18 protein-coding genes are annotated in these 22500 nt (G+C 45.3%); 9 read left to right on the top strand and 9 right to left on the bottom strand.

The window, feature by feature from the left end:
• Positions 1 to 68: 68 nt before the first annotated feature.
• Positions 69 to 1097, bottom strand: coding sequence for an L-dopachrome tautomerase-related protein (locus tag IS446_RS14820; protein WP_203061541.1), 1029 nt, complete (start codon positions 1095 to 1097; stop codon positions 69 to 71).
• Between the two features lie 386 nt (positions 1098 to 1483).
• On the opposite strand from IS446_RS14820, the gene IS446_RS14815 reads away from it, so the two are divergent.
• The gene (locus IS446_RS14815; RefSeq protein WP_203061540.1) at positions 1484 to 2194 is read left to right on the top strand and encodes a M15 family metallopeptidase; all 711 of its coding nucleotides are present in this window, start codon (positions 1484 to 1486) and stop codon (positions 2192 to 2194) included.
• Here IS446_RS14815 and IS446_RS14810 read toward each other — a convergent pair whose 3' ends face one another.
• The 6 genes from IS446_RS14810 to tsaD are packed head-to-tail and all read right to left on the bottom strand — an operon-like array spanning position 2195 to position 7435.
• Complete coding sequence (locus IS446_RS14810; protein ID WP_203061539.1) at positions 2195 to 3382, bottom strand: THUMP-like domain-containing protein; 1188 nt, start codon at positions 3380 to 3382, stop codon at positions 2195 to 2197.
• A 1-nt stretch (position 3383) separates the two neighbouring features.
• Positions 3384 to 4484 (bottom strand): AI-2E family transporter, encoded by a 1101-nt coding sequence (locus IS446_RS14805; RefSeq protein WP_203061538.1) that lies wholly within the window; start codon positions 4482 to 4484, stop codon positions 3384 to 3386.
• 47 nt (positions 4485 to 4531) lie between these two features.
• A complete protein-coding gene (locus IS446_RS14800; RefSeq protein ID WP_203061537.1) occupies positions 4532 to 5038 on the bottom strand; it encodes a TrmH family RNA methyltransferase in 507 nt (168 codons plus the stop codon).
• A gap of 4 nt (positions 5039 to 5042) precedes the next feature.
• On the bottom strand, positions 5043 to 5687 hold the full coding sequence (locus IS446_RS14795) for a DUF4159 domain-containing protein (RefSeq protein ID WP_203061536.1): 645 nt from the start codon (positions 5685 to 5687) through the stop codon (positions 5043 to 5045).
• A gap of 11 nt (positions 5688 to 5698) precedes the next feature.
• Positions 5699 to 6403 (bottom strand): 16S rRNA (uracil(1498)-N(3))-methyltransferase, encoded by a 705-nt coding sequence (locus IS446_RS14790; protein ID WP_203061535.1) that lies wholly within the window; start codon positions 6401 to 6403, stop codon positions 5699 to 5701.
• A gap of 9 nt (positions 6404 to 6412) precedes the next feature.
• Positions 6413 to 7435, bottom strand: coding sequence for a tRNA (adenosine(37)-N6)-threonylcarbamoyltransferase complex transferase subunit TsaD (gene tsaD, locus IS446_RS14785; RefSeq protein ID WP_203061534.1), 1023 nt, complete (start codon positions 7433 to 7435; stop codon positions 6413 to 6415).
• Between the two features lie 70 nt (positions 7436 to 7505).
• Here tsaD and IS446_RS14780 point away from each other — a divergent pair, with 70 nt between their 5' ends.
• The 4 genes from IS446_RS14780 to IS446_RS14765 all read left to right on the top strand — a co-directional run bounded on the left by IS446_RS14780 (position 7506) and on the right by IS446_RS14765 (position 15181).
• Positions 7506 to 11954: a translocation/assembly module TamB domain-containing protein gene (locus tag IS446_RS14780; protein WP_235996525.1), complete on the top strand. Its 4449-nt coding sequence runs from the start codon at positions 7506 to 7508 to the stop codon at positions 11952 to 11954.
• Positions 11955 to 12233: 279 nt separating this feature from the next.
• Entirely contained in the window at positions 12234 to 13220 is a 987-nt protein-coding gene (gene pfkA, locus IS446_RS14775) for a 6-phosphofructokinase (RefSeq protein WP_203061533.1), read from the top strand.
• A 31-nt stretch (positions 13221 to 13251) separates the two neighbouring features.
• Positions 13252 to 14253 (top strand): type I glyceraldehyde-3-phosphate dehydrogenase, encoded by a 1002-nt coding sequence (gene gap, locus IS446_RS14770; RefSeq protein ID WP_203061532.1) that lies wholly within the window; start codon positions 13252 to 13254, stop codon positions 14251 to 14253.
• A gap of 73 nt (positions 14254 to 14326) precedes the next feature.
• Entirely contained in the window at positions 14327 to 15181 is an 855-nt protein-coding gene (locus tag IS446_RS14765; RefSeq protein ID WP_203061531.1) for an N-acetylglucosamine kinase, read from the top strand.
• Positions 15182 to 15251: 70 nt separating this feature from the next.
• Here the strand turns inward: IS446_RS14765 and IS446_RS14760 are convergent, their stop codons facing one another.
• The gene (locus tag IS446_RS14760) at positions 15252 to 15635 is read right to left on the bottom strand and encodes a Rid family detoxifying hydrolase (protein ID WP_203061530.1); all 384 of its coding nucleotides are present in this window, start codon (positions 15633 to 15635) and stop codon (positions 15252 to 15254) included.
• Positions 15636 to 15657: 22 nt separating this feature from the next.
• Positions 15658 to 18333, bottom strand: coding sequence for a putative LPS assembly protein LptD (locus tag IS446_RS14755; RefSeq protein ID WP_203061529.1), 2676 nt, complete (start codon positions 18331 to 18333; stop codon positions 15658 to 15660).
• Positions 18334 to 18466: 133 nt separating this feature from the next.
• Here IS446_RS14755 and IS446_RS14750 point away from each other — a divergent pair, with 133 nt between their 5' ends.
• The 4 genes from IS446_RS14750 to IS446_RS14735 are packed head-to-tail and all read left to right on the top strand — an operon-like array spanning position 18467 to position 22460.
• Positions 18467 to 19621, top strand: a complete 1155-nt coding sequence (locus tag IS446_RS14750) for an N-acetylmuramoyl-L-alanine amidase family protein (RefSeq protein ID WP_235996524.1) — start codon at positions 18467 to 18469, stop codon at positions 19619 to 19621.
• A gap of 56 nt (positions 19622 to 19677) precedes the next feature.
• The gene (locus IS446_RS14745) at positions 19678 to 20631 is read left to right on the top strand and encodes an MlaD family protein (RefSeq protein ID WP_203061528.1); all 954 of its coding nucleotides are present in this window, start codon (positions 19678 to 19680) and stop codon (positions 20629 to 20631) included.
• A 25-nt stretch (positions 20632 to 20656) separates the two neighbouring features.
• On the top strand, positions 20657 to 21985 hold the full coding sequence (locus tag IS446_RS14740) for a (Fe-S)-binding protein (protein ID WP_203061527.1): 1329 nt from the start codon (positions 20657 to 20659) through the stop codon (positions 21983 to 21985).
• A 28-nt stretch (positions 21986 to 22013) separates the two neighbouring features.
• The gene (locus IS446_RS14735) at positions 22014 to 22460 is read left to right on the top strand and encodes an LNS2 domain-containing protein (RefSeq protein ID WP_203061526.1); all 447 of its coding nucleotides are present in this window, start codon (positions 22014 to 22016) and stop codon (positions 22458 to 22460) included.
• Positions 22461 to 22500: the final 40 nt, after the last annotated feature.

The following is a 22500-nucleotide window of genomic DNA, read 5'->3' as shown; positions in this document are numbered from 1 at the left end:
AAAGTTAGGTATTTATCCTTTAATGACCATAATCCCGGGATCTTGATCGTAGTTTGTCGATAAGCGCACTAGGGCAGGGGAACTTTATAGATCTCGAATTCCATATTCGACACATCGGGACCGGCCATATGTATTTTAGAATTGGTGTAGTACAGGTAACCGTTATAAATACTAAAGGTATCTGCCCATTTAACGTTGGGCCCCTCGATCAGGGTTTGCATGTTGCCTTCAGGCGTTCGGTATACGATCTTGTGCCCCTCAAGGTCTGCCATATAGAGATTTCCTTTTCGGTCTGTGATCATGCCATCGGGTGCAGGGGTTTTTCCTAAGGAGATCACCAGCGCTTCCGGAGGAGTACTGCCTTCATTTAATTGATCTAATGGCAGGGCATAGAGGGTGTATCCCGTTAATGCGTGATAGTATAACAGGTCTTTATTTGAATCGAGGGCAATTCCATCAGAATGCACGGTATTGCTCCATGCTTTTCCATCTATGGTAAGTTGATCGGTTTCTGCTGTGGTAGAAGGGTGTGCATCAAGAATACGGGTACTCACTCCTGAATCCAGGTCCAGGATCACCAGGCCGGGATGCCCTGAATCGGTAAACCAGGCTTTATTCCTTTTGGGGTCAATTCGAAGATCGTTGATATAGGAATCAGCGTGAAAGCTGTTTTCGGAAAGTTCATAGGCGCGTACGAGACTATCGGTATTCAGGTTGAATACAAAGATGGTTGGGGCGCCCTGTACTCCCTGAAAGAACGGATTTCTGGTGTCGAGCACGTAGAGGTACTCTTTAAAGGCTACCACCGATTGTACGGCAACAAAGAGATCATTAGTGATGGTGTCGCCCGGTTTCCAGCGGTTCCAGTTCTTGTTCGGATAAGGTTGGTGATCGTTACCGGAAGTATCGATCTCGATCACGGCATTTTCCACACCTTCCCGCCATTGTGGAAAATTCGTAAATACCCTGCCGGAATCGCTCACCGTAACACCGGTAAGCTGTTGGCCTTTGATCATCGCTACAGGTTCTGCCTGGGCCATGATTATTAAAGGAAAAAAGGTAAGGATGAGGGCGGAGGTGAAATGAACCGTTTTCATCGTATCCGTTATTTGTGGTTGGTACAAAAGAAAAGGGGAATAGAAACTGAATTGCTCAATTGTATTCCCCCTCACCCTTTAAATCTTCAGCAGCATTACCTCCTGAATCCTACGGGTATGATCTCAGCCATAATTAGCACCCCGATAAAGTTTTATAAAAGTAGTGCACAAGAACATACCTTCCTAATGAAAATTTACTTTTAACGTGTTGATAATAAGAAAATAACGCTTTTGTGCTGACTCTTTGATCGAACCTTTTCTCGAAGCGAAGGTTTTTATAGCCCGGGTACGCCGGAAGTCTTAAAGATCGTTCCATCCCCCTTCATTTTAACGATTATGTTCGAATTCAGGAATAATCGGTTATTTTTACCGGTAAACCTTAATATATGCATAGGAAGACCTTTATCCTTGTTGCTTTGTTCCTGATCGCGATCGCTTGTAAAACAGAACCTTCTAAAAAAGTTCCAGGGGTTACTGCAACTCCGGAAGCCGAAATGGAGGTCTCCGAAACCCGATCAGACTGGCCTGTTTCTTTAGAAAGGTTGCCGGATACGGCATTTGTTCGGTTAACCGATTACAGTTCGGATTTTGTTTACGACATGAAATATGCCACTGCCGATAATTTTCTTAACGAGGTGGTTTACGATTGTCCGGAATGCTATACCCGGGTGAGCACGGCAAAAGCGTTGATCGAGGTGAATAAGGCTTTTATGGAGAAGGGTTACCGGATCAAGTTCTTTGATTGTTACAGACCTCATAGTATTCAAAAGAAGATGTGGAAGATCGTCCCTAATCCTACCTATGTGGCAGATCCGGCAAAGGGTTCCATACACAACAAGGGTGGTGCTGTAGATATCACCCTGGTCAATGCTGCAGGGGAGGAGTTGGATATGGGTACGCCCTTCGATTTTTTCGGCAGGGAGGCCAGGCATGCCTATACGGGGCATTCGCAGGAGGTGCTTGATAACAGGATGCTGTTAAGATCTACAATGGAAGCTCACGGCTTTAATGCGATCACTTCAGAATGGTGGCATTATAATTACGGTCCGACCCTCGAATATGGTATTGCCGATTTTAGATGGGACTGTCCGGAGTGATCAGGCTTTTTTAGTCATGATCACCTGTTTTTGACCTTCCGGTCCCATGCAGAAAAATACATAGCGATCTCCGCCATCACCTATCTTGAACTTCTTACGCAAATTGGCAACGGCAACAGGGAAATTTCGGGTGGTAATATGGCATTGTGATCCTCCCAGCTTTTTCTTCATTACCTTGTTATTATAGGGCAGAACTTCTAATACCTCAAAACGTCTTCCCGGGAAATCGACAAGGGTGTCTCCTGTATACAGATGGGTGTGAGGATGGAGTTTGTCAAGACCGAACTTTTCGCCAATAAGATTAAAGGCTCCCGATTTCATGATCGCCGCGTTGGGCTCGTAAAGGTATTTAGTAACAGGTCCGATCCGGGCGATGGCCGTCGTTATCTCACCCAGCTGAAATTCAAAAGGAGCGTGCTCCGTGCCGTGTTCGTTTAGGTTCACTGCGGTTATGGTGATATCTTTTGAAACGGGTTCCCTCTCCAGGATCCAAAGAAGTTCTTTTACCTCATTCCTTACTGCTACGATATGTATGGCAACAACCTTGTCGAGTTCAGCGATTCCTGCAGATAGATCGAGCAGGGGGGAGGTCTTGATCATGATTGTGCCCGTTTTTTTGAACAGCGCATCCTGGTGAACCACGATATTCGGCGTACAGTCGGAGAGCAAGAATACCTTGCCTTTGGCATCGTCTCTTCTTGCCGGGTCGGTATAAATAAGGTCGGTATGCGCTATGGTTTCCACAAATGACAATCCGTCGCCGGCATGACAACTGATGTTCGAGGCTTTGAGCTGTTCGAAATTATGGCGAACGATCTCCGACAGTTCTTTGTTGAGTTCGCAGTGAACCACCCTGCTGAACCTTTTTGAAAAGTAATAATCGTCTACGCCGAAGCCCCCGGTAATATCGGTTATATGATCACCGGAAAAGAGGCCGGACTTATACTTTGCGGTAATTTCTGAAGAGGTTTGTTCTATAGAAAGCACCGGTGGGTAATAGATATTCCCGGTATGGAACCAGGTAGGAAGCTTCTTTTCAGATTTTCGTTTTGCGTATACCTGTTCTGCCAGGGCAGCGGGGGTTATTCCTTCAAAGGGAGAGCCTTTGAGTACCAGAGAGGCAATGTCGGTATGCAGGTTCTCATTAATGAATTCCTGTACACGGGAATTAAGGATCTCATGATTCACCTTAGAGGTTTTTAGTTAGCGATTTTACGATCTTATTTTCTGAAAGAAATTCTTTAAGGACTACTTTGATGGCCGTATAGGCAGGAATAGCGATCACCATACCAAGGATACCGAACAGTAAGCCGGTAATAATGATCACCAGGAAGATCTCCAGAGGGTGCGATTTCACACTGTTTGAAAATATAAATGGCTGACTGAAAAAATTATCAATAAGCTGTCCGATCATAAATCCAATGAACACGTACAACGCCTTAGGTAAAATTACCGAACTGAAATCTGCCCCAAGATTGCTTGACATGGCGAGGGCTATCATGAGCACACCGCCAATGAGTGGGCCGATATAAGGAATAAGATTGAGCAGGGCACATAAAAAAGCGATCACTACAGCATTCTCGATCCCGACGAGCAACAGAACGATGGTATAGAAAACAAAGAGAATGGTGATCTGCAGGAGCAAGCCCACAAAATAACGGGAGAGCAGGTTCTTGATCTTTTCTATGGATCGTATAACGCGCTGTTCTCTTTCGTCCGGAATAAAGGCCATAAGGGCATTTTGAAACAACATGCTGTCTTTAAGGAAGAAAAAAGAAATAAAGATCACGGTAAATAGGCCAAAGCTGAACGTGCCTATACCTCCAAGGATATTATTGAGAAGGGTAGGTATGGCCGAGAGTCCGAAGCTGGACAAGAGGTCCGATTGTTTTAAGGTGGCTTCCAGGGAGGCTTCTACCTGAGACCTGCTGATATTGAGATAGTCGGACAGCTGAAAGTAAACCCCCTCCAGCGAAGTAATAAGTTGGTCGTAGTTCAGGAGCGAAAGGTTTTTACCCTGTTCCATGATCAGGGGAATAAATAAGCTAATGATCCCGGTAAGGAAAAGGATCATCAGGATCATGGTGGTCACCACTGCCAGGGTGCTTTTAAATTTTAACCGGTGCATGAGAAAATGAATGATCGGTCTGCCGATAAGGGAGATCACAACAGAGATCAGGATATAGGCAATGACCGATTGTATCTTGTATAAAAAGAATCCCAGTAATACAATTCCGGCTAAAACTGCGACGGCTCTGAGGATGCCGTTAGCGATGATCTTTGAATTCATAAGGGTGGTTGGGTCCTGTTATTTTCCTACAATTTAGGATAAAAAATTTATTTTATTTGTTGGGTAATGGTCTGAAGGCATATTCCTGCGGCAACACTTACATTCATACTGCTGTTATTGCCATACATATCGATATGTACCATATGATCGACCATTGCCAGGTGTTGCGGTGCAATGCCGTGGTTTTCACCACCCAGAAGCAGGGCTACTTTTTCATTAGACTCTAATTGCAGGTCCTGAAGAGGGGTGCTGTTGTTGGTTATTTCCAGGGCTATGAGGGTATACCCATCGTCTTTTAAGGCCTTCAGGGCGACTTCTGTTTCGGGTTCAAAACTGTGGGGTACTGTTTTATGGGTAGCCCGGGCCGTTTTTTCCATTCTTCTGCTGAAAACCGGAACGTAGATGCAAAATATGATCTCCTCCACGCCAAAGGCATCTGCAATACGAAACAGGGACCCCGTATTTGACGCACTGTTCAATCCGTCGCAGACTATGGTAACCGGGAATTTTCGTTGCTTAAAGCGGTTTTGGTGATGTTCGAGTTGTTCAGGCATAGGATCAGTTTTCGAAGGCGTATTGAATAATGTTAGCTCCCATACGTAGCGCCTTTAAGCGAATATCCTCAGGGTCGTTATGTACTTCGGGATTTTCCCATCCGTCGCCAAGATCACTTTCGAAAGTAAAGAGCAGTACCAGGCGATTCTCGTGAAAGATACCCAGGGCTTCCGGTGGGAGTCCGTCATGCTCATGGATCTTGGGCAACCCATTTGGAAACTCAAAGGTCTGGTGAAATATGGGGTGGTCTGCTCCGAGGGTGGAGAGTTCTTTATCGGGAAAAACTTTTTTAAGTTCTTTTTCCAGGTAGGGTCTCATTCCGTAGTTATCGTCAATATGCAGAAATCCGCCTCCCAGGAGATACGTCCTGAGCTGGCGTGCATCGTCTTCACTAAAGAACACATTGCCATGACCGGTCATATGTATAAAGGGGTAGTCGAAGAGGGCATCACTTCCGGCATCGACGGTGGCGGGTTTGGTCTCGAGCCTTGTCTTGATATTCGCATTGCAAAACCGGATGAGGTTGGGCAGGGCAGTAGGGTTAGCATACCAATCGCCTCCTCCCTGGTATTTGAGAACGGCGATCTCCTGGGCGGCACCGGTGGCAGCAAAGATCAAGGTGATGATAAGGGTGTGTACAATGCGCATACCTGGGATTTTTATTGATTAAAGATAGCCACTGTATGACATGCAACAATGGCTGCAGTTTCTGTACGCAAACGGTTATCGCTTAAGGATACCGGCATAAACCCATTTTTGATACCCAGAGCAACCTCTTCTTCTGAAAAGTCACCTTCGGGGCCAATGAGCAACAGTACCGGACAATCCGGTTGAATTCTCCTTCTCAGGTCGTAACGGTCGGTGTCATAGCAATGGGCAATAAACCGGGATTCGGGATGCTCCTGGCTCATGAACTCACTAAAGGTTACGGGCGGGTGAAGCACAGGGAGGTAGCAGCTTAAAGACTGCTTCATGGCCGCCTGAAGGATCTTCTCCATACGATCGGTCTTGACCACTTTGCGTTCGGAGTGATCGCAGATAATGGGCGTGATCTCGTCTATACCGATCTCGGTAGCCTTTTCCAGGAACCATTCAAAACGATCGTTACTCTTGGTAGGGGCAACGGCCATATGTAGTTTGTACCTTTTTGACGGTTGCTCTTCGACCTTTTCTATGAGTACCTGGCATGATTTAGGCGAAGATAACCCTATGACCCCGTAGTAAAGATGGCCTTTACCGTCGGTAAGGTGGATAGCATCGCCCTCCTTTTTTCGAAGCACCCTGCTTATATGGCGACTCTCTTCCTTGTCAAAATGAAATTCGGAGGTGTCGGGGTGTATTCCGGGAGCGTAAAATAATTGCATATAAATACGTTATAAGGCGAAGCGCGCTTTGGCACTTATGGTTTCATCTGTAAAATCCTTTTCCAGATATTTCAGGTAACCCACGATCCCGATCATGGCGGCATTGTCTGTGGTATATTCAAATTTAGGAATAAAGGTTTTCCATCCCCAATCTTTTTCGGCATCTTCCAGGGCTTTTCGGATGCCTGAATTTGCAGATACTCCGCCGCCTATCGCTACTGTGCGAATTCCGGTTTCCTTGACCGCTTTTTTGATCTTTTGCATCAGGATCCTTACAATGGTATCCTGCACCGAAGCACAGATATCGTTCATGTGCTTTTCAATAAAATCGGGGTCTTCTTTCAGGGCCTTTTCCACAAAATAGAGTACAGAGGTCTTAAATCCGCTGAAGCTAAAGTTGAGTCCCCTCACCTTAGGAATAGGGAATTCAAAGGCCTTGGGGTTGCCCAGGGCGGCATTGCGGTCAATAAGCGGACCGCCGGGATAGGGCAGTCCGAGGATCTTAGCACTCTTGTCAAAGGCTTCGCCCACCGCATCGTCAAGGGTTTCGCCGATGATCTCCATGTTAAAATGGTCGTCGACCTTTACGATCTGGGTATGGCCTCCGCTAATAGTTACAGCCAGAAAAGGGAATTCGGGCTTAGCCGTATTTTCTTCATTGATGAAATGCGCCAGGATATGTGCCTGCATATGGTTTACCTCGATAAGCGGGATGTTTAATCCCAGGCTGAGGGATTTGGCAAATGAAGTGCCTACAAGCAATGAGCCCATTAGTCCGGGACCCCTCGTAAAAGCTATTGCCGATAGCTGATTTTTATCGATATTTGCCTTGGCCAGAGCCTGATGAACCACCGGTACGATGTTTTGCTGGTGTGCCCTTGACGCGAGCTCCGGAACCACCCCGCCATAGGCCTCGTGAATGGCCTGGTTGGCTACCACATTGCTCAGTACCTTGTCGTTGCACATAACAGCGGCCGAGGTATCGTCGCAAGAGGATTCGATGGCTAGAATGAAAATATCTTGGCTATTCATCTTATATTTGGAATAATTATTGGACCACAAAGGTAAAACATAAAGCCCTATCCGTAAACTTCGAAAAATATTGTTGCGTACTGTCCTGGTCCTGTTAGGCCTCATTGTATTAACAGGGATCGTACTTTCTTTGCCTCCTGTGCAAACGCAACTCGCTAAAAAAGCTACCGGATATCTCAATGAAACCTTTGGTACCAACATTAACGTAGATAAGGTAAAATTGTCGGTTTTCTTCGGGGACGTATCTCTGGAAGAAGTGTATATCGAAGATTACAAGAAAGATACCCTTGTCTATGTGCGCGATATCAATACTTCTCTTCTGAGTCTGAACCGTTTGATGCGGGGGAAATTGGATTTCGGGGGGCTCGAAGCCAATGAGGTGCTTTTTAAGATCATTACCTACGAGGGGGCCGAGGAAACCAATCTCGATGTTTTTGTCGACAAGTTAGATACCGGTCCGTCCGACCCGAATCAGGAGCCTTTTGAGCTCAATGCGAGTGAGCTTGATATTACAAACGGAAAGTTCGTTTTGCTCGATAGGAACGGAGGGGCAGGAAAAGGACTCACACTCAATAATATCGCAGCCGAGATCGAAGACTTCAAAGTGCTTGGCCCCAAGGTCTATGTTCCGATAGATCGGCTGAGTTTTGTTTCTGAAAAAGGATTGGTGGTCGAGCAATTAAAAGGAGATTATACCTATACCAAAGAAGGTATGCAACTGGAGGGGATGGAGATCCAAACCGCCGAATCGGATATTCGCGGCGCTATTTACCTTACCTATAACCGTGAAGATTTTTCGGAGTTTTTCGATAAAGTGCAATTCAAAGGAAACTTTGAAGACTCAAATATCGCTCTGGATGAGATCGACCTGTATTACGATGAATTCGGCAAACGAAAAAGAGTGAGTTTTAATGGCGGCTTCTCGGGTACCTTGAATAAATTACGACTTGAAGATATGAGCCTGCGCTCCGGTAATACGAATATCAGGGGCGATTTTGTTTTTCACAATCTCTTTGAGAGTAGCAGGGAGTTCAAAATGGATGCCGATCTGGCAAGGGCTTCGTCCAATTATTTCCAATTGCGTTCGCTTATGCCCAATATCCTGGGAAAGGCGTTGCCCGAGATCATTGGCAGGGTGGGGCAGTTTAATGTTACCGGAAAGGTGGCACTTACCGAAGAAGAGGTTTATTCCAGAATTGCACTTGATACCGAAGTTGGAAAAGGATTTACCGACCTTACGATAACCAATATCGATAATATCGAACAGGCTTCTTATAAAGGATTCTTATCACTAACCGATTTCGATCTGGGAAGCTTCCTGGAAAATCCGAATCTCGGTCCCGCATCTCTCGACCTCAATGTCGATGGGATGGGCTTCAAAAAGGAGTTGCTCAATACCGAGGTGATCGGGCAAATATTTAAGTTTACCTATAATGATTACGCATACAACGACATACGCGTTTCCGGTCTGGTGAAAGACCTGCTGTTCGACGGTAACCTGATCTCGAGGGATCCGAATTTTGACATGAACTTTAAGGGGCTGGCCGATCTTTCAGGTACTTCGAATGCTTTTAACTTCGTGGCTACCGTTGCTCATGCCGATCTGCGCAGGCTGAATTTTCTGAAGCGAGACAGCATGGCCGTTTTTAAGGGGAAGATCAATATGAATGTCGTGGGGAACAACCTCGATGATTTTGAGGGGGAAGTACGGTTTTCCAAAACAGAATTCATCAATCAGAACGATAACTATTACTTTGCCGACTTTAAGATCACGTCAGAATTCCTGGAGAACAGGCGTGTGTTAAAGATCAATTCGCCTGACATTATTACCGGGACGGTAGAAGGCCTGTTCCGGATAGATGAGTTTGGGAAACTGGTGAGTAACTCGGTAGGTAGTATCTATACCAATTACGAGCCTTACGAGATCACTCCCGGCCAATATGTTGATTTTAACCTGGAGATCTACAACAAGATCGTTGAGGTGTTCCTTCCGGAAATGGAATTTGGACCAAATACCTTCATCAAAGGAAGTATGGCTGCAGATGACGGTGATTTTAAACTTACCTTCCGGTCGCCGCATATCGATGTGTTCGGAAATGTCTTCGACAATATCAATGTGAACGTAGACAACAAAAACCCCCTTTTTAATACCTATGTGGAAGTAGGGACCATTCAGTCTAATTTTTACGATGTTTCTGAACTGAGCCTTATAAACACCAAGATCCAGGATACGCTATTCTTTCAAACCGAATTTAAAGGGAGCAAGGAGTACAATGACACCTACAGTCTGAACTTCTATCATACTTTTAATGAAGAGCAGCGTTCGGTGATCGGGCTTAAACGTTCTGAGCTTGGACTAAAAGGGAAGACCTGGGTGATCAATGAACAGAACAACCATTTGAACAAAGTAACCTTTAACAGGGACCTTGACTCGATCAACATCGATCAGCTGGTGATGAACTATAAGGACGAACGAATTCGTCTGGAAGGTGTGCTCAGGGATACAACCTATAAGGACATCGATCTGGAATTTACCGATGTGAACCTGGAAGATATTATACCCGATATCGACAGCCTGAGCCTCAGCGGTAAGGTAGATGGTTCACTTAATATCCTGCAACGGGATAATAACTATGTGCCTACCTCTAATGTGAAGATCGCCGATTTTAGCATTAATGATTTTAGAATGGGGAATCTTTTTGTTTCCATGCTTGGTAACAGGGATTTGTCGAGCTATGACGTTAATGTGAAGGTGGTGGAAGACTACGTTGAGAGTATGAACATTCTTGGACGTATACAATACAGAAACAAGCAGGCCCTGCTCGATCTGGATGCGAGGTTAAATGGCTTCCTGCTCGATGCATTTAGTCCGCTTGGAGGCATCGTGCTTTCAGACCTTCGTGGGACCGCCAATGGAGAGGTAAGCATTACCGGGCCTTTAGGTAACCCAGATATGAATGGGTATATCGATGTGATCGATGGCGGCTTAAAGATTCCTTACCTCAATGTAGATCTTGATTTTAATAAGCTGGCACGAGTCAGGTTGGAGCGTCAGTCGTTCATCTTTGACGATATGGAGCTTACCGATACCAAATACAAGACACAAGCCATACTCGATGGAACCATAAATCACAATAAGTTCGCCAATTGGTATTTAGACCTTGCCCTGGAGACCAGGGGAGAGCGTTTTCTGGTGCTCGATACCCAGGCAGGTAACGATGAGTTGTATTACGGTACGGCATTTATTTCGGGGAGTTCGAGGATCTCCGGACTTACCGATGAGCTTTTGAGTATCGATGTAGCGGCCCAAACAGAACGAGGTACGGTATTTAAGATCCCGATCAGCGATGAGACCGAGATCGGTGACCTCTCGTTCATTAATTTTATAGAGAAGGGGAAAGGTTTGGACGATCCTTCGAGGAGGGAGCTACAGGAGTATAAGGGGCTAGAACTTTTCTTTGACCTGGATGTAACTCCCGATGCCGAAGTAGAGATCGTGATCGATGAAAAAACCGGAAGCTCTTTAAAAGGAAGCGGGGCCGGGAATATGCTTATTGAGATCAACACCAACGGTAAGTTCAATATGTGGGGTGACTTTATTACCTCTCGCGGGGAGTACAACTTTAAGTATGGCGGATTTATCGATAAGCGCTTTACGGTGCAGCCTAACGGAACCATTGTATGGAATGGAGATCCGCTGCAGGCCGATGTTAATATTACGGCAACCTATAGCCTTTATGCCAATCCGGCGGTACTTTTGGATAATGCCCAATACACCCGAAAGATCGAAACAGAGGTGGTGATCAATATGTTAGGAGAACTGGTGCAGCCTACCTTTGATTATGAGATCAGGTTCCCAACCGCCAGTGCAGTTACCAATTCTGAACTTCAATACCGTCTGGATGACAACACCAAAAGAGAAATGCAGGTGTTTTCATTGCTCTCGCAGGGGGCATTCATTAACGACCTTAGTTTAACCAACCAGGCCCTTGCCGGAAACCTGGTGCAAAGTGCCTCGAGTATGTTTAACCAGATCCTGAATTCAGGAGACGGGGTTTTTGATGTGGGGGTATCTTACGAGATCGGAGAGCGTAATCCGAACCAGGATTTTGTGACCGACGATCGTTTGGGCGTGACCGTTTCTACCCAGATCAACGATCGCATTCTGGTGAATGGAAAGATCGGTATGCCTATTGGCGGGGTGAGTGAAAGTGTCGTTGCCGGTGATGTCGAAGTACAGATCCTTTTGAACGACGACGGCACCCTGAGTGCTACTATATTTAACCGTGAGAATGAGATCCGGCAGTTTTTCGCTCAGGAACAGGGATATACACAAGGAGTAGGTTTGTCATATCAGGTAGAATTTGATACCTTTAGGGAACTTTTTAGAAAGCTTCTGGGTAAACAGGAGGAAGAAGTAGTCAAACAGACGAGATCAACCCCTCCGGAGGTCACTTCTAAGCAAGTAAGATCTCTTGGTAATGGCATGGTGACCATTAGTGCCAAGGAAAAAAATTAACCATCCCCATTCGTTAAACACTTAACCCATTCTACCCCGATTTTACCAGAAAATGGGCGGCGAAAGGTTAAACGAAAACACCTTATTTCCGGTGAATTTCAGGCATCCTGCCTTGCGTCATTTTATATAAATCATTTACTTTTGTTAGGTCAAACAGCTTGATAAATAAGAAATTATCAACGAAATCGTTTGAAATTTTCATATTTAATAATACAATGTATTTCGTTACCTATTTATAGAAAATTGTTTAATAGTTTTACATTGTTCAAAAAAAATTAAATGGCTTCAAGTATTAAGAAAATAGGAGTTATGACCTCCGGAGGAGATGCTCCGGGAATGAATGCAGCTATTCGTTCAGTGGTAAGAACCTGTGCATTTCACAACATAAAATGTATGGGGATCTACAGAGGTTATCAAGGACTCATTGAAGGCGACCTGGAAGAGATGGACGCCCGTAGTGTAAGAAATATCATTAACCGTGGAGGAACGATCCTTAAATCGGCTCGTTCGCAGGATTTCCGCACCAAAGAAGGTCGTAAGAAGGCCCATGAGACTTTGGTGGCAAATGAAGTGGATGCCCTTGTGGTTATTGGTGGTGATGGTAGCTTTACCGGAGGTATGGTCTTTAACGAAGAGTTTGGCTATCCGGTGATCGGAATTCCGGGAACCATTGACAATGATATCTTCGGAACCAAAAGTACACTGGGTTACGATACAGCATTAAATACCGCTGTAGAGGCGATCGATAGGATCAGGGATACTGCCAGCTCGCACGACCGACTCTTCTTTATCGAGGTGATGGGGCGTGATGCCGGGCATATTGCACTTAACGTAGGGGTTGGTGCAGGTGCAGAGGAGATCCTTATCCCGGAAGAGGATATGGGACTTGATCGTTTGCTCGAATCTTTAAAAACCAGTCGCGTGAGCGGAAAGACCTCGTCTATCGTTGTGGTGGCTGAAGGTGATAAGATCGGAAAGAATGTATTTCAGTTAGCAGAATATGTGGAGGAGAACATGCCGGGTTATGATATCAGGGTTTCTGTTCTCGGACATATGCAAAGAGGAGGAACTCCGAGTTGTGCAGACCGTGTGCTTGCCAGCAGAATGGGAGTTAAAGCCGTGGAAACCTTGTTGGAGGGTAAATCCAACTTTATGGTTGGGATCAATAACGATGAATTGTCCCTTACTCCCCTTGACAGAGCAGTAAAAGGAAAATCGGAGATCGATAAAGAACTCATCAGAGTATCTGAGATCATGTCCATATAATTTTAATAAAGTAGAATAAAAACTAATTCACATGTCAACATTAAAAATTGGTATAAACGGATTTGGACGAATCGGTAGACTCGTTTTCAGAGCCACTGTAGAAAGATCAGATGTAGAAGTAGTAGCGATCAATGACCTGCTGGAAGTAGATCATATGGCTTACCTCCTTAAATACGATTCTGTTCACGGAAGATTTAACGGAACTGTAGAGGTTAAAGATGGTCATCTTGTAGTTAATGGTAAAACCATTAGAATTACTGCAGAGAAAGATCCTAAGAACCTGAAGTGGGATGCCGTTGGAGCCGATATCGTAGCAGAATGTACCGGTATCTTCACTACTTTGGATACAGCGCAGTATCACCTTGATGCCGGTGCTAAAAAAGTGGTGATCTCTGCACCTTCAAAAGATGCGCCTATGTTCGTAATGGGGGTTAACCACAATGAAGTAAAAGCTTCAGATAAGATCGTTTCTAATGCGTCTTGTACCACCAACTGTCTTGCTCCTGTAGCTAAGGTGTTGAACGATAAGTTTGGTATCGAAGAAGCGCTTATGACCACTGTTCACGCCACAACAGCTACTCAGCTAACTGTTGACGGACCTTCAAGAAAGGATTTCAGAGGTGGACGTAGTGCACTGTTAAACATTATTCCTGCTTCTACAGGTGCTGCCAAAGCGGTAACTAAGGTGATCCCTTCACTGGTAGGTAAACTTACCGGGATGGCATTCCGTGTACCAACTGCTAACGTTTCTGTAGTAGACCTTACTGTTAAGCTTAAGAAAGAGACTTCTTATGATGAGATCACTAAGGCTATGAAAGAGGCTTCTGAAGGAGAACTTAAAGGGATCCTTGGTTTCACAGATGAGAATGTTGTTTCTAACGACTTCGTTGGAGAAAAATGTACCTCTGTATTCGACGCCGGAGCTGGTATCGAACTGAACTCTACTTTCTTTAAAGTAGTTTCATGGTATGACAACGAGATGGGATACTCTAACAAGTTAGTAGATCTCGCTCTTTATGTGAACAGCCTGTAATTACTACAAGCTTAGTTGCTAATATAAATCCTCTCCTCTGAGCAGGGGAGGGGATTCTTGTATCTTTTAGATTATGATATTAATAGTAGACAGCGGAGCCACAAAAGCCGACTGGATAGCACTGGATGACGACGGGAATAAGATGTTCATGACCCAGACCCTGGGATTGAGTCCTGAAGTGCTTACCAAAGAGATCATCGATGAGCGGCTGGCAAATAATTTCGAGTTGTACAGACATCGTAAAGATGTTACCCAGCTTTATTTTTATGGCGCAGGTTGCGGAACTCAACGTATGCGCGATTTCCTTAAAGATATTTTTAAGGGGTATTTCGTAAATGCCAATATCTCGGTAAAAGAAGATACCTACGCCGCCATTTATGCCACTATTACTCCCGATGAGAGCGCGATTGTGTGTATTCTCGGCACCGGTTCTAATTGTAGTTACTGGGATGGGAAGCAGCTGGTACAAAAAGTTACCTCACTGGGGTATATCCTGATGGATGATTGTAGTGGAAATTATTTTGGACGACAATTATTAAGGGATTATTACTATCGCAAAACACCTTCAAAACTTGCTACCAAGTTTGCCAGAGAATACGACCTGGATGAAGACACTATAAAGAACAACCTTTATAAGCAGCCTAATCCCAATACCTATCTGGCGACCTTTGCCCGATTCCTGATCCAGAACAAGGATGAGGAATATTCGCAAAGACTGATCAAGAAGGGGATGCAGTTGTTTATTGATAACGCTGTAAAACAGTACGAACAATCCAAACATGTGCCGGTACACTTCGTTGGAAGTATCGCCTTTTACCTGCAGGATGAACTTAAGCAGGTGATGGAAGAGAATGGCCTGATGCTTGGAAAAGTACTGCGCCGTCCTATCGATGGACTGGTAGAATACCACAAGTCTTTATTCGAGTAGAAAAAAGCGATTTTAATTAAGTTGGTTTAATCGGGTTGCAGCCTTTTGTTAGATGGGGCTGCAACCTTTTTTATTTTACAGCGATCATCGAGATCTCTACCTTCACGAACTTGGGTAGGTTAGCGGCCTCTATAGCCTCTCTTGCCGGTGCTGTTTGGTTATTGGCGAGGTATGCCGAATAGATCCCATTCACAGAGCGATAGTCGTTCATGTCGCTTAGGAATATCGATGTTTTCACGACGTTTTCGAAGGTCATATCTGCCTCTTTAAGAATGGCTTCCAGGTTTTTCATGGCCTGTTTGGTCTCTTCGTCTACGCCCCCTTCTACCAATTCACCGGTGGCAGGGTCTATCCCTATCTGCCCCGAGATATAAAGAGTGTCGTTGGCGAGCACAGCCTGATTGTAAGGTCCGATCGGTGCTGGAGCCTTATCTGTTTGGATGATAGTTTTCATATTATGGTGGTCTTAAATGTTTCTATAGTCGTCTATCCGGCTCGCGACGTTGTTCCCACTTAATGTCGCTAAGCATAGAAGAGCGAATACCTATGGTAAAGAACCACGACGCTCTGGTACTGAATGGAACCCACTGGAAGTTCATCTGCCAGCTGTCCATTTGACGTGCAAAACGGAATTGGGTGTAGGTGAATCCCTTTTGCTTGAAATCGTAACCTGAGGAGATGCCAACGCTCCATTTTGGGGTCAGGTCTACATTACCGGAAGCCATGAGCGAGTTGTTCGTGATCTCATTCTGCCTCCTGGCGTTGGAGTAGGTCAGGGCGTAGGCCATCCTGAAATTCCACGGCACCTTGGCCTGGTAGTATTCCTGGGTTTGCCCTTGGTTCTTGTTTTGTCTGCTATCCATTCCCTGGCGTCTGCTCATATCCTGGCCATCTCCAAAGAGGTCGTCAGGCCGGCCACCGCTCTCGCTGTTGTCGGCAGTTTCGTCTTCGCCGTCTCTCCTGAAGGTGTTGTTGTCAATGCTGTAACTCACATTCACATTGGCCTGGGTAAGCCTGAAAATACTACCTCCATTTTCCATGTTGAACACGTCGATACGCCTTCCGGAATTGTCTAAAGCATAAGGATCAAGGGTTGCCCCAAAGTTAATGCTCATTTTGTTGTCCAGCAACTGTGTGTTTCCGGTCATTCGCAGCGGACTCCAGTTCAGGGAATCGGCTTCCAGGTTATAGGCCGCAGAGAAGTTGAGGTTGTTCAGGAGCTTGATCTTTTTGGGTTTGGTGGCTGTGGTGTCCTTATCGCGAACTTTGGCCTCTACCACATTGCTCAGGGCGAAGCTCAGGTTGTTCGATTCGTTAAGTCCCGGCGTACCAAAGAGTCCGCCTTCAAAGCGTGTATACATGCGTTGTACGCCATTTTCGTCCAGGTACTCGTCATAATATTCCTCGAATGCCGGAGTGTATCCGTAGCTCACCGATGGTCTTAAGGTGTGTCGAATGGCCTGTATCTTTCCTTCAGGATTAAAGTTGAAGGTTCCGTACAGAGTGGTTCCGATGCTTGCATTGAAGTTGTAAGTGGCAAACCTGTCAAATCCGCTAATGGTATCGCGGGGTTGTATCATGAGGTCCTGATCGTAGTCGTTTATTTGAATGGTCTTGAGCTGCCAAACCTCATTGTAATTCATGCTCATCGAGGTACTAAAGTGCTTGAAGAGCTTGAAGTTGGTCGATACCGGGATGGTATGTCTGAATCCTGTTTTTGCGTCATCGAACATCTCGGGTTTAAAGAGCAGGCTATCGATGGTGTTGATGCGGTTTTCTCCTCTACCGGTATACTGGAAGTTGATGTTTTGAATGATCCCTTTCTTGGTGCCCGAACGTTTTGCAAAAGGGAAAATACGTTCCATACTCGCCTGAATGGTAGGCAGGGAAAGGTTAACCGATTGCGTTTGGGTGTTCTGACTGATATTGGCGTTGATCCCCAGGTTGACCATAGGGTAGTTGGGGAAGGTCTTGTTATAGGAAACCGACGATTGCAGGGTGTTGTTCAGGAAGTTCGGGGTGTTGAGCTGGTTTACCGATTGTTGGTAATACTGGCTGCTACCAAAGTTTACCGAGGCCGAGAGTCGGGAATTCGGATTGGCTTTGGGGTCCTGGTTGTGGTTCCACTGAATATTGTAAATAGTACTTCGGCTGTAGTCCGGGAATCCACGCTGGCTGTTCACCAGGTTTTCGTAGCGAAACCTCAGGCCTCCACGAAACTTGTATCGTTTGGCGTAGCTGCTTTCTACCCGTGCTCCATAACTTCCGTTCGTGTAGTAGTCACCCAGTAGCGCCAGGTCAAAATAATCGCTTAGGGCAAAATAGTATCCCCCGTTCTGCAGGGAGTATCCCCTAAGGTTAGTCTGTCCCGGGGTAGGGAGAATGATCCCTGAGGCGCTCTTTTCCTGGTTTAGCGGGAAATACGCAAAAGGAACGGCTATAGGGGTGGGTACATCGGCGATGTACATATTACTGAAGCCTGCGATCACCTTTTTCTTTGGGACGAACTTACCCTTTCTCACCAATATGTAGTAGTCGGGATTCTCAACATCTTCGGCCGTAGTGAGCTTACCGTTTCTGAGGAAGTACACCGAGTCGTTCTCCTTTTTTACCGTATTGGCATACAGGTTCATACTTTCGCCCATAGATTGCTCCGAACGCGAATTGAAGATAAGGGCCCGCTTTGTGTCGAAATTAAAACGAATGGAATCGGGTTCTACAATATTGTTTCCTTGTTTGAAATAAGGGATCTGGGTGTAATTACCCAGGCTGTCCTTGATACGTCCGGCATAGACCTCGTTGGTGTTGTAGTCTATAACGATGATCCCGGCCTTGAGCTCGTATTCCTGGTAATATACTTCGGCCTCGTTGTACAGGTATAAACGATTTTCCTTACGGTTCATACGCATATAGTCCACAGCGTGATACGTAATATCACCGGCGATAAAGCCTTGTGGTTTTATGCTGTCTTGTTCGGTGCTGTCCTGAACGGTTTGCGGAAGTGTTTGTTCAGCGTTCTTTCCTATCGTGATCGAGTCTGCAGCGTTCCCTGCCGGCAACTTTTCCTGAAGAGGAGTTTCCTGTGCAAAAAAGATGCTGCTGTAAAACAGAAGGATAAGACTTAAAAGTATGTAAGGTTTGTTTGTTAGCAATGCTTTAAATCCTATTTTTGTACAAAAAGTGGTGAGGTTTTAGCCGTGCCAAACTTACGTATATTTTTTGGTCTGTTAATTATTTATGACCATTTTTAACCAATAAAGGAGCCCTGATTTACGTTTGAATTCTATGAAGCAAATCAATTTTTTTTCCATCTTTTTCTTCAGTCTTTTAATGGCGAGTTCTTTAACGGTAAAGGCAGGTGATCCTTCACCCCCTGCAAAGGTATTTACCGTAGTTCTCGATGCCGGTCATGGAGGTCATGATCCCGGTAACCTCGGGAATGGGTTCAGGGAGAAGGAGATCGCTCTGAATATCGTGTTAGAGATCGGGAAGATGCTGGAAAAGAATCCTGCCTTCAAGGTAGTGTATACCCGTAAGACCGATGTGTTTGTAGATCTTAAGGAAAGAGGGAACATTGCCAATAAGGCCAAGGCCGACCTGTTTATTTCGGTACACTGTAATTCTCATGGCTCCAGTGCTCATGGAACAGAAACCTGGGTGCTTGGTCTTAATGGGAATAAATACAATATGGAAGTGGCCAAGAAGGAGAACTCGGTGATCTACCTTGAGGAAGATTACGAGATCAACTATGCGGGTTACGATATTAATAGTCCGGAGTCACTTATCGGACTCACCATGATGCAGGAGGAGTACCTGGATCAAAGTATTCTTCTGGCCAATGCGATACAGGAGAATTTTGAAAAGAAGCTCAAGCGCAAGAACAGAGGCGTAAAGCAGAATATTTTCGTGGTTTTACTTCAAACCTATATGCCCAGTGTACTTATAGAGACGGGATTTTTGACCTACCGTCCCGAAGGAAGATACCTGAATTCCCCGGCTGGTCAGCAGGCCATGGCTCGTTCTGTAGCCGATGCCGTTTTTACCTATAGAAAAATGGTAGAGGCCTTTGTTGGAGACGATTTCTCCTTCGAGGTGAGTAATGAAGCAGGCGAAGGCACAGCAGTTTCAACCCCTCCGGCACTGGCGAAGCAGGCACTACAAAACGATCCCGATCACGATGTGGTCTTTAAGGTGCAGATCGCAGCAAGCTCAAAGGACCTGGAACTGGCTCCCTTTAATTTTAACGGACTCGATGACCTGAGCAGGGAACGATCGGGAGCTATCTACCGTTATTTTTACGGGGCTACCCACAGCTGGCAAGAAGTGCAGGCCTTGCAAAAAACAGCGATCGATAAAGGATTTCCTTCCTGTTTTATCGTAGCCTACAAAAATGGTCAGAAAATGGACCTTGCAACTGCAGTGAAATCCTTAGCCAATTAATCTTCTTCTATTGAAAATATTTCTAATTTTGTTACTTACCCAAAATTAGCAGCCTTTTGAAGTTGTCCAGAGAAATAAAAACAGCCATCATCATTATCGGGGGAATCCTTTTGTTCATTCTTGGATTCACCTATTTGAAGTCGTCTTCACTCTTTGATGATAACAAGACTTTTTATGCCGTTTACAATAATGTGAACGGGATCACGCCCGGAACACCGGTAGATATTAACGGCCTTGGTGTAGGTACGATCAAAGACATTCGTTTTCTCGACGATAAGGGATTGCTTTTGGTGACCTTTACGGTGAATAATGATTTTCAGTTTTCCAGCAACAGTGAGGTTGAGATCTACGATACCGGAATTATTGGGGGGCGTGCCCTGCGCATAAAGCCCGTTTTCGATGGTAGTGCGCTGGCAAAGAACGGAGATACATTAGTTTCGGGTGTAAAGCCCGGGATCACCGAACTGGTAACCCAGCGTTTGAATCCGCTTCAGGAGAAACTGGAAGAATTGCTTAACAGTGCCGATACCGTATTGATCGGTATGGATAAGGTAATGAATGAAGAATCAAGAGGGCATTTGCGATCCGGGATCGCTAATCTGGATAACGTACTACAAAATGTGAACAGGATCTCTGCCAAGCTCGATGCCTTTCTCGATAAGAATACTGCAGACCTTGACGGGTCGCTGAAGAACGTGAAAAAGATCAGTGCTAATCTCGCACAGGTAAGCGATACCCTGGTTAATGCCAATCTGGGTAATACTATACGTTCTCTCGAAAGCACAGCAGCGCATCTTAATGCGATGATCGCAAAACTGGAATCCGGAGATGGTAGTATGGCTAAGCTCATTAATGATGATGCATTATATACCAATTTGAACAACGCTTCAGAAGAACTGAAGTTATTGCTTGAGGATGTGAAGAACAATCCTAAACGCTACGTTCATTTCTCTGTTTTCGGCAAAAAGAATCAGCCTTACGAGACCCCTGCCGACAGTATTCCGGAATAGAAATTGCCTTTAAATTATACCACCAATGACACTTATACCTCAATTGATCTTTGCTCTTATACTCGCCTTCGGGATCGGGTTCTTTGTACGTAACGTTAAAAAACTCAGCCGAAATATTAAGCTGGGTAAAGAGATCAACCGCACAGACCGGCCGGGAGAACGTTGGAGGAACATGGCCTTGATCGCCTTGGGGCAACAAAAAATGGTCGTCAGACCCATTGCCGGACTCCTTCACATTATTGTGTATATCGGTTTTGTGATCATCAATATCGAGGTGTTAGAGATCGTTATTGACGGTTTATTCGGTACCCACAGGGTATTTGCCTTTATGGGCGGACTCTACGATGTGCTCATTGGTTCTTTCGAGATCCTGGCGTTTCTTGTGGTGGTATCGGTCGTAATTTTCTGGATACGAAGAAATATCATAAGACTTCAGCGGTTTATTAAGCCGGAGATGAAGGGCTGGCCAAAGAACGATGCCAATATCATTCTCTATTTCGAAGTGGTACTTATGTTCCTCTTCTTATTGATGAATGCCACCGACCTGCAGCTACAGTCATTAGGAGCAGCTCATTATACCGAGGCCGGAGCCTTTCCGGTAAGTCAGTATTTATTGCCTTTGGTTGATGGCATGAGCCAGAGTGCACTGTTCTTGGTTGAACGCACCGCATGGTGGTTGCATATCGTAGGGATACTCATCTTTCTGAATTACCTTTATTATTCCAAGCACCTGCATATATTACTGGCTTTCCCGAATACCTGGTTTGCCAAATTACAGCCTAAAGGACAACTGGATAATCTGGAGGCGGTTACCAAAGAGGTACAACTGATGATGGATCCCAATGCCGATCCATTTGCAGCACCGGCAGAAGATGAGGTGGAAGGAGAACCCGGGAAATTTGGAGCCTCAGACGTTATGGATCTAAACAGGGTTCAATTACTCAATGCCTATACGTGTACCGAATGTGGACGCTGTACCAGTGAATGTCCGGCAAACCAGACCGGAAAAAAACTGAGTCCGCGTAAGATCATGATGGATACCCGCGACAGACTGGAAGAGGTTGGTAAGAATATAGATGCCAATAACGGGGTCTTTAAGGAAGATGGAAAGCAGCTTCTGGATGATTATATCACCAGGGAAGAGCTTTGGGCATGTACTTCGTGTAATGCCTGTGTAGAAGCTTGTCCCGTGAGTATCGACCCATTATCGATCATCATGGATATGCGCAGATACCTCGTTATGGAGCAGTCTGCTGCGCCTGTAGAATTGAATAATATGATGTCTAATATTGAGAATAACGGCGCACCCTGGCCGTTTAATCAGATGGACCGATTAAACTGGAAAGACGAATAATTTAACCGAAACCCACCAATATTTTATTATGAAAAAAGAAGAGATTGATAGCATCTTAAAAGAAAAACTGGAAGAAGGAGCTCATGTGAGTCCGGTATTACCGGAAGGTATCAAGAACTACCTGATCGATATCGACGGTACGATCTGTGATGACATTCCCAACGAGGAGCCTGAGCGTATGGCGACCGCAGAGGTCTACCCTGATGCTTTGAAGACGTTGAACAAATGGTATGACGAAGGGCACATCATCTGCTTCTTTACCTCACGTACCGAGGAGCACCGCGCTGTTACCGAAGATTGGCTTAACCGTCACGGATTTAAATATCACGGTATGGTGATGGGGAAACCGCGAGGAGGTAATTACCACTGGATCGATAATCACCTGGTAAAGGCAACACGCTACAACGGTCACTTCACCGACCTCGTAGACAAGCAGGTGACCATTCAGGTATTTGACGACGGGAAACACGATTGATCATCATATCCCCCCGTAACCCGGGGGGATCATAAAAACA

The sequence above is a fragment of the Robertkochia sediminum genome, assembly GCF_016786255.1.
Lineage (GTDB): Bacteria > Bacteroidota > Bacteroidia > Flavobacteriales > Flavobacteriaceae > Robertkochia > Robertkochia sediminum.
Note: the sequence above shows the minus strand (reverse complement) of the source record. Positions and strands in the feature narration are given on the sequence as shown.